Below are 8,156 nucleotides of genomic sequence, written 5' to 3' on the forward strand. Positions count from 1 at the left end.
CCTTTATTTAGCCTTTTAAAGACACTCAGAGCGCACTGTTTCAGCGCGCTCGTTAAATTATTGTTCTGCTGTATCAGACAATGCGCGTTGTGCAATAAGCTCACGTGCATCATCAAGTTCTACATTAAGAGCGAGTGAACGCATCTCTTTCACTAACACATTAAAGCTCTCAGGTATACCTGCCTCAAATGTATCATCACCGCGTACAATCGCCTCATAAACTTTCGTTCTCCCAGCCACATCATCTGATTTCACTGTCAGCATCTCCTGCAAAGTGTACGCCGCACCGTAAGCTTCAAGTGCCCAAACCTCCATTTCACCGAAACGCTGACCACCAAATTGTGCCTTACCACCTAATGGCTGCTGCGTAACAAGCGAATACGGCCCAATCGAACGCGCATGAATCTTATCATCAACAAGGTGATGCAATTTCAACATGTAAATATACCCCACCGTCACAGGACGATCAAAAGGCTCTCCAGTACGACCATCATAAAGCGTAACCTGCCCTGAGCTATCCAAGCCAGCATCTTCCAGCATCATGTTAATATCAGCTTCATGCGCTCCATCAAAAACAGGAGTTGCAATTGAAACACCTTTCCGCATCTGTAGTGCCAATTTGTAAAGGCTCTCATTATCATACTGACGGACTGGTTCATTATGCTCATTATCAGGCATAAGATTCTCAATCCGCTGCCGTAAAGGAAGTATATCGCCGGTTTCTTGATACAAATCTACCAAATCGCCAATCTTCTTGCCCATACCTGCACACGCCCAACCAAGATGTGTCTCAAGAATTTGACCAACATTCATACGACTAGGCACACCAAGCGGATTCAAGACGATATCAGCATGCGTTCCATCTTCAAGAAATGGCATATCTTCTATTGGAAGAATACGTGAAACAACACCCTTATTCCCATGGCGTCCTGCCATTTTATCGCCTGGTTGGATTTTGCGCTTCACAGCCACAAAAACCTTCACCATCTTCATGACGCCAGGGGGCATTTCATCACCTCTTTGAACTTTTTCAACTTTATCCATAAAACGACGTTGCAAAGCTTCTTTCGATTCATCATACTGATTGCGCAAGGCCTCAATTTCACTCTGAAGCCTTTCATCTTCAACCGCAAATTGCCACCACTGAGACCGTGGATATTGCCCCATTATTGTAGTATCGAGCTTTTTGTTTTTCGAAAAGCCTTTTGGCCCCTCTATCGCAACTCTCCCCACCAACATATCGGTAAGACGCGCATAAACATTGCGGTCCAGAATCGACTGCTCATCATCACGGTCTTTCGCTAAACGTTCAATTTCTTCGCGTTCAATCGCCATCGCACGTTCATCTTTTTCCACACCATGGCGGTTAAAAACACGGACTTCAACAACAGTTCCAAAAGCCCCAGGAGGCATTCTCATAGAAGTATCACGAACATCTGAAGCCTTTTCTCCAAAAATTGCACGCAGAAGTTTTTCTTCCGGTGTCATAGGACTTTCACCCTTTGGAGTAATCTTACCAACCAAAATATCACCAGGCTGAACTTCAGCACCAATATAGATAATTCCTGCTTCGTCAAGATTCCTTAATGCCTCTTCTGCAACGTTAGGAATATCCCGGGTAATTTCTTCAGGACCAAGCTTTGTATCACGTGCTGCAACCTCAAATTCCTCAATATGAATCGAGGTAAAAACATCATCAGCGACAATGCGCTCAGAAAGCAAAATGGAATCTTCATAATTGTAGCCATTCCAAGGCATAAATGCCACAAGAACATTCCGACCAAGAGCAAGATCACCAAGATCTGTAGATGGACCATCTGCAATGATATTGCCTTTCTCTACTCGATCACCGACATGCACAAGAGGACGTTGATTAATACAAGTGGACTGATTGGAACGCTGAAATTTCTGCAAACGATAAATATCAACACCAGATCTTGAAGGATCTAAATCTTCTGTCGCACGGACAACAATACGAGTCGCATCAACTTGATCAACAATACCACTCCGCTTTGCAGCAACAGCAGCCCCTGAATCACGCGCTACTATTGACTCCATTCCCGTACCAACAAATGGTGCTTCAGCACGTACAAGCGGAACTGCCTGACGCTGCATATTCGACCCCATCAACGCACGATTGGCATCATCATTTTCCAAAAATGGAATAAGAGCAGCAGCTACCGAAACCAACTGTTTTGGTGAAACATCCATCAAATCAACATGCTCACGCGGTGCCATCAAGACTTCACCTGCATGACGGCAAACAACAAACTCTTCTGAAAAACGCCCTTCAGAATCTAAGGAAGAATTAGCCTGAGCCACATAATGTTTTGACTCTTCCATAGCAGAAAGATAAATAACCTCTGTTGTCACTTTGCCGTCAATAATTTTGCGATATGGACTTTCAATAAAACCATATTTATTAACCCGCGCAAAAGTTGCTAAAGAGTTAATCAGACCAATATTAGGACCTTCCGGCGTTTCAATCGGACAAATACGACCATAATGTGTAGGATGTACGTCACGAACTTCAAAACCTGCTCGTTCGCGAGTTAAACCACCTGGACCAAGAGCAGAGAGACGACGCTTATGCGTAATTTCTGACAATGGATTGGTTTGATCCATAAACTGCGACAGTTGTGAAGATCCAAAAAACTCGCGAACAGCAGCTGCAGCCGGCTTTGCGTTAATCAAATCTTGTGGCATGACAGTATCAATTTCAACCGAGGACATACGCTCTTTTATCGCACGCTCCATACGAAGCAAACCAATGCGATATTGATTTTCCATCAATTCCCCAACAGAACGAACGCGACGATTGCCAAGATTATCAATATCATCAATTTCACCACGTCCATCACGCAATTCAACCAACATCTTAACCACAGCAAGAATATCTTCTTGACGCAAAACCCTAACTGTGTCTGGACAATCAAGATCCATACGCAAATTCATCTTAACACGCCCAACAGCGGAAAGATCATAACGCTCTGAATCAAAAAACAACGAATGGAACATAGCTTCTGCTGTATCCATTGTTGGCGGCTCACCTGGACGCATTACCCGATAGATATCAAACAGCGCATCTTGCCGACTTTCATTTTTATCCACTTTTAAAGTATTGCGGATATATGCTCCAATATTCATATGATCAATATCAAGAATATCAATTTGATCCGCATGAACATCACACAAAACCTTTAATGTTTTTTCGTCAATTTCATCCCCAGCTTCAAGATAAATCTCACCTGTCTGGTAATTCACTATGTCTTCTGCAAGATAGGATCCTAATAAATCGTCCTCACTGACTTTAACTGCCTTTAGACCTTTTTCTGCCAAAGTCTTTGCTACACGAACCGTTAGTTTTTTACCAGCTTCAGCAACAACTTCACCACTGTCCGCATCGATAAGGTCAGAAACAAGTTTCATGCCTTTAAAGCGCTCAACAGAATAAGAAGTACGCCACCCATCTCCATCTCGCTCATAGGTGACTTTATTATAAAAAGTTGACAAAATATCCGACGCATCCATCCCCAATGCCATCAAAAGACTGGTAACAGGAATTTTGCGTCGCCGATCAATACGAGCATAGATAATGTCTTTAGCATCAAACTCAATATCAAGCCAAGAACCACGATAAGGAATAACACGAGCAGCAAAAAGGAACTTTCCTGATGAATGCGATTTTCCTTTATCATGATCAAAAAAGACACCGGGAGAACGATGCATTTGTGAGACAATCACACGCTCTGTCCCATTAACAATAAAGGTACCATTCGCCGTCATTAAAGGCATATCGCCCATATAAACGCCTTGCTCTTTAATATCTTTGATATCTTTGGAACCTGTATCTTCATCAACATCAAAAACGATTAAACGCAATATCACCTTTAATGGTGCAGCATAAGTCAAATCACGCTGACGACATTCTTCAACATCAAATTTTGGGGAATCAAATTCATAACCAACAAACTCGAGCATAGCTGTACCGGAAAAATCCGAAATAGGAAATACCGATTTAAAAACAGCCTGCAATCCTTCATCTGGACGCCCGCCTTTCGGTTCCTCAATCATGAGAAACTGATCATATGATGCTTTTTGAACCTCAATAAGATTTGGCATTTCTGCCACTTCAGGAATCTTACCAAAAAACTTGCGTACGCGCTTACGACCATTGAATTGAGACGTCATTGCTAGGGTCTGAGCCATCGTCGCTCCTCGATCTTTACTCTTCAAGGTAGACTAAACCTTAAAAGCTTTACATCATTAACCTGCACATGCAGACCAGTTCATTCGATACCCGATAGTGAGTATCACCAACTTGCCCTATTACAGCGAATCAGCTGTTGGAAAAAGGGCTGCACTAAACACTTCTCCTCTTTTAAGGAGAAAGAAAATCGGCGAACATAAAGAGCCGCCGATAAAATCAAATTTATTTAAGTTCAACTTTAGCTCCAGCAGCTTCAAGTTGAGATTTAATTTTTTCTGCTTCATCTTTAGAAGCGCCCTCTTTAATAGGTTTAGGCGCACCCTCAACCAGATCTTTCGCTTCTTTAAGACCAAGCCCTGTAAGAGCACGAACTTCCTTAATAACATTAATTTTTTGTGCACCACCTTCAACAAGAATAACATCAAATTCTGTTTTTTCTTCAGCAACGGGAGCAGCAGCACCAGCAACAGCAGCAACCGCCACAGGAGCGGCAGCCGAAACCCCCCATTTTTCTTCAAGTAACTTAGAAAGCTCAGCAGCTTCCAAAACGGTTAGGTTAGAAAGGTCTTCTACGATCTTCGCTAGATCAGCCATTTTTAAATTCCTTTAATTAAAAGATTTGAACCATTGTTTAGAACTTATTTAAAAAATAGAAAAGCATTATAGCTCTTCTATCGCCACGAACACAAAACAGCCCTAAGCCGCCTTACCCTCCCGAGCATATGCGCCAACGACACGTGCAACCTGACCAGCAGGAGCATTAACAACCTGTGCGATACGGGTCGCAGGGGTAGAAATCATACCCACAAGTTTTGCCCGCAACTCGTTGAGTGAAGGCAATGAAGCTAAAGACTTCACAGCATCTACACTCAAACTTGTTGCACCCATTGAACCGCCAAGGATAACAAATTTGTCATTGGTTTTCGCAAAATCAACAGCAATTTTCGGTGCTGTAATTGGATCTTCTGAATAAGCAATAAGTGTCTGTCCACTAAACAAATCCACTATTGATTCAGATTCCGTGCCCTGAAGAGCAATCTTAGCAAGACGGTTTTTGGCGACTTTAACAGCACCGCCAGCTTCACCCATTTTTGAACGAAGATCATTCATCTGTGAAACCGTCAGACCGGAATAATGTGCAACGACAACAGAACCAGACTTTCGAAAAGCCTCGTTAAGCCATGTAACAAATTCGCGTTTTTCCGCTCTATTCACTGTCTCTCTCCACTTAACAGATTTGCTTAAAACAAATCTGTTGGTTACCTTTGATAACATAAAATACTTTATGCTATCGATGAGGATCCTGTCCCCTTTTCACGCAAAACGGTCAAAGGTAACCTTGGCTCAAACCCTCTGAGTCTTCAGACTCTACAGTTCTTACCCCAGTCTCATGCAGGCTTTTTTTGATTAAGATACTAAAAACAGTATCACCCACAATCTCGGACAGGATATTTCGGAATTTCTTCCGTCATAACCCAAGCTCAATAAAGCTTAGATAGAAAAATGTCGAAAAACCGACACCTTAAATACATTTTTGATATCACATACCCCAAAATAGAATGATAAACCTGCCCATACCTACTCTGAACGAACGGTCGCAGGATCAACTTTAATTCCAACCCCCATAGTAGAAGAAACGGCAACACGCTTAATATATTCGCCTTTTGCACCTTGCGGCTTAGCTTTAATAACAGCACCAGCAAAAGCTTTAATATTCTCTACTATCTTCTCAACTCCAAAAGACGCCTTACCAATACCAGCATGCACAATACCAGCTCTTTCAACACGAAACTCAACAGCACCACCTTTAGAAGCCTTAACAGCACCAGCAACATCAAGTGTCACAGTACCAACTTTTGGATTGGGCATCAAATTCCTTGGCCCCAGAATCTTACCTAGACGTCCGACAAGAGGCATCATATCTGGCGTTGCAATACAACGATCAAAATCAATAGCACCACCATTAATGCTCTCAAACAGATCCTCAGCCCCCACAACATCTGCACCAGCTGCCTTAGCTTCCTCAGCTTTATCCCCACGCGCAAAAACAGCAACACGAACATTGCGTCCAGTTCCATTAGGCAAATGAGCAACACCTCGCACCATTTGATCTGCATGACGAGGATCAACCCCTAAATTCATTGAAATTTCTATGGTTTCATCAAACTTCGCAACTGCACGCTCTTTAACCATTGAAACCGCATCTTCTAAAGCATAAATTGCATTAAAATTAACATCTTTGCGGATATTTTTTATTCTTTTTGCTACTTTTGCCATAACATTAGCCCACCACTTCCAAGCCCATAGAGCGAGCAGAACCTTCTACCATGCGCATCGCTGCATCAAGATCATTAGCGTTAAGATCCTTCATTTTTGCTTCTGCAATTGAACGAACTTTATCCCGAGAGATACTCCCTACAGAAACCTTACCAGGCTCTTTCGAACCAGATTTCAAATTCGCTTCCTTTTTTAAGAAAAACGATACAGGAGGTGTCTTTAAAGAAAATGTAAAAGATTTATCTTGGTAATAAGTGATAATTACAGGGATCGGCGAGCCCTTTTCCATTTCCTGCGTAGCAGCATTAAATGCCTTACAAAACTCCATGATATTAATACCACGCTGACCAAGAGCAGGACCAATTGGTGGAGACGGAGTAGCAGCCCCTGCGGGAACCTGCAACTTCAGCTGACCTATACTTTTTTTTGCCATAATAATCTGCCTTCAATTTTACTGGTAAGCCGACAAATCATCTTGCCTGCCAACCGCTGCAGCTTAAGTGGTCCGGATCATCAAGCCGACAAAAGCCATAACTCACCTCCCACCAGTTAACTTAAGGTGATTAAAACCACCCTAAATTTAATCAGAGTTTTTCAACCTGATCAAACTCCAAATCAACAGGCGTAGGACGCCCAAAAATCAATACCTCGACCTTAAGACGAGAACGTTCTTCCTCAACCTCTTGAACAACTCCATTAAAAGAAACAAAAGGACCATCAGCAACCCGAACTTGCTCTCCAACTTCAAACAATACGGAAGATTTTGGAGACTCAACCCTTTCCTGAACTTGCTTAAGAATTTGCTCCGCCTCTCGATCAGAAATTGGAACAGGGCGTGAATCTGAACCTAAAAAACCTGTCACTTTAGGTGTATTCTTAATGAGATGATAAACTTCATCTGTCAATTCAGCACAAACAAGAACATAACCAGGAAAAAACTTCCGCTCAGCATCAACCTTACGACCACGACGAATTTCAATAACACGCTCTGTCGGAACAAAAATTTTCTCGAACAAATGATCAAGCCCTTTTTGCTTTGCCTCCTTATCAATAGCTTCCGCTACTTTCTTTTCAAAATTTGAATATGCTTGAACAATATACCAACGAGCAGCCACAGTCACACTTCCTTGCACTCTCAACTAAAAAGATACTTCAGGAGATCAATAACACGCCAAACACTAAAATGCATAAACTGATCCACAATAAAAAAGAAAGCTGAGGCTAATAACGTCACCAACAATACCATGAAAGTAGAAATCACTGTCTCACGACGCGTAGGCCACTTCACCTTAACTGTTTCTGCATAAACCTGCTTAAAAAAGGTAATAGGATTGGTTTTAGATGCCATCAGTCACACTATACTCTTTCTAACCTTATTGTGATTTATACAACAAAATAAATAGGAAAACGCAAAAAGCCCATCTCTAGCCTTATACAATTTCCTCATTCTTTACTCAATACCGATTCATGCACAAAAAAACAAGCCCCATAGAAAAAAAAGAAAGGAAGGCAGAAACCCTACCTCCTCAGCAATTAGAACCCTAACGGTCCTGGCAGGGGCAGCAGGACTTGAACCCGCGACCTGCGGTTTTGGAGACCGCCGCTCTACCAACTGAGCTATACCCCTAACTCTGAAAATTAAAATAACTTCAATACACCTTTAACAATA

General features: G+C 42.2%; 7 protein-coding genes and 1 tRNA gene. All 8 read right to left on the reverse strand.

Going from position 1 to position 8,156, the window contains the following annotated elements:
* Window positions 1-57 precede the first annotated feature (57 nt).
* Window positions 58-4,209: a DNA-directed RNA polymerase subunit beta gene (rpoB, locus tag BN200_RS00240; RefSeq protein WP_019220397.1), complete on the reverse strand. Its 4,152-nt coding sequence runs from the start codon at window positions 4,207-4,209 to the stop codon at window positions 58-60.
* Window positions 4,210-4,432: 223 nt separating this feature from the next.
* A complete protein-coding gene (gene rplL, locus BN200_RS00245; protein WP_011180533.1) occupies window positions 4,433-4,804 on the reverse strand; it encodes a 50S ribosomal protein L7/L12 in 372 nt (123 codons plus the stop codon).
* A 102-nt stretch (window positions 4,805-4,906) separates the two neighbouring features.
* Window positions 4,907-5,425: a 50S ribosomal protein L10 gene (gene rplJ / locus BN200_RS00250; protein ID WP_034988800.1), complete on the reverse strand. Its 519-nt coding sequence runs from the start codon at window positions 5,423-5,425 to the stop codon at window positions 4,907-4,909.
* Between the two features lie 363 nt (window positions 5,426-5,788).
* Entirely contained in the window at window positions 5,789-6,487 is a 699-nt protein-coding gene (gene rplA / locus BN200_RS00255) for a 50S ribosomal protein L1 (protein ID WP_019220399.1), read from the reverse strand.
* A 4-nt stretch (window positions 6,488-6,491) separates the two neighbouring features.
* On the reverse strand, window positions 6,492-6,920 hold the full coding sequence (gene rplK, locus BN200_RS00260) for a 50S ribosomal protein L11 (protein ID WP_019220400.1): 429 nt from the start codon (window positions 6,918-6,920) through the stop codon (window positions 6,492-6,494).
* Between the two features lie 151 nt (window positions 6,921-7,071).
* Complete coding sequence (gene nusG / locus BN200_RS00265) at window positions 7,072-7,602, reverse strand: transcription termination/antitermination protein NusG (protein WP_019220401.1); 531 nt, start codon at window positions 7,600-7,602, stop codon at window positions 7,072-7,074.
* Window positions 7,603-7,622: 20 nt separating this feature from the next.
* Window positions 7,623-7,835 carry a preprotein translocase subunit SecE gene (gene secE, locus BN200_RS00270; RefSeq protein ID WP_019220402.1) on the reverse strand — a complete coding sequence of 71 codons (213 nt, stop codon included), beginning with the start codon at window positions 7,833-7,835 and terminating at the stop codon, window positions 7,623-7,625.
* 203 nt (window positions 7,836-8,038) lie between these two features.
* Window positions 8,039-8,114 (reverse strand) — tRNA-Trp (locus BN200_RS00275).
* Window positions 8,115-8,156: the final 42 nt, after the last annotated feature.

It is taken from the genome of Bartonella senegalensis OS02 (genome assembly GCF_000312545.1).
In the GTDB taxonomy this organism is placed as follows: Bacteria; Pseudomonadota; Alphaproteobacteria; order Rhizobiales; family Rhizobiaceae; genus Bartonella; species Bartonella senegalensis.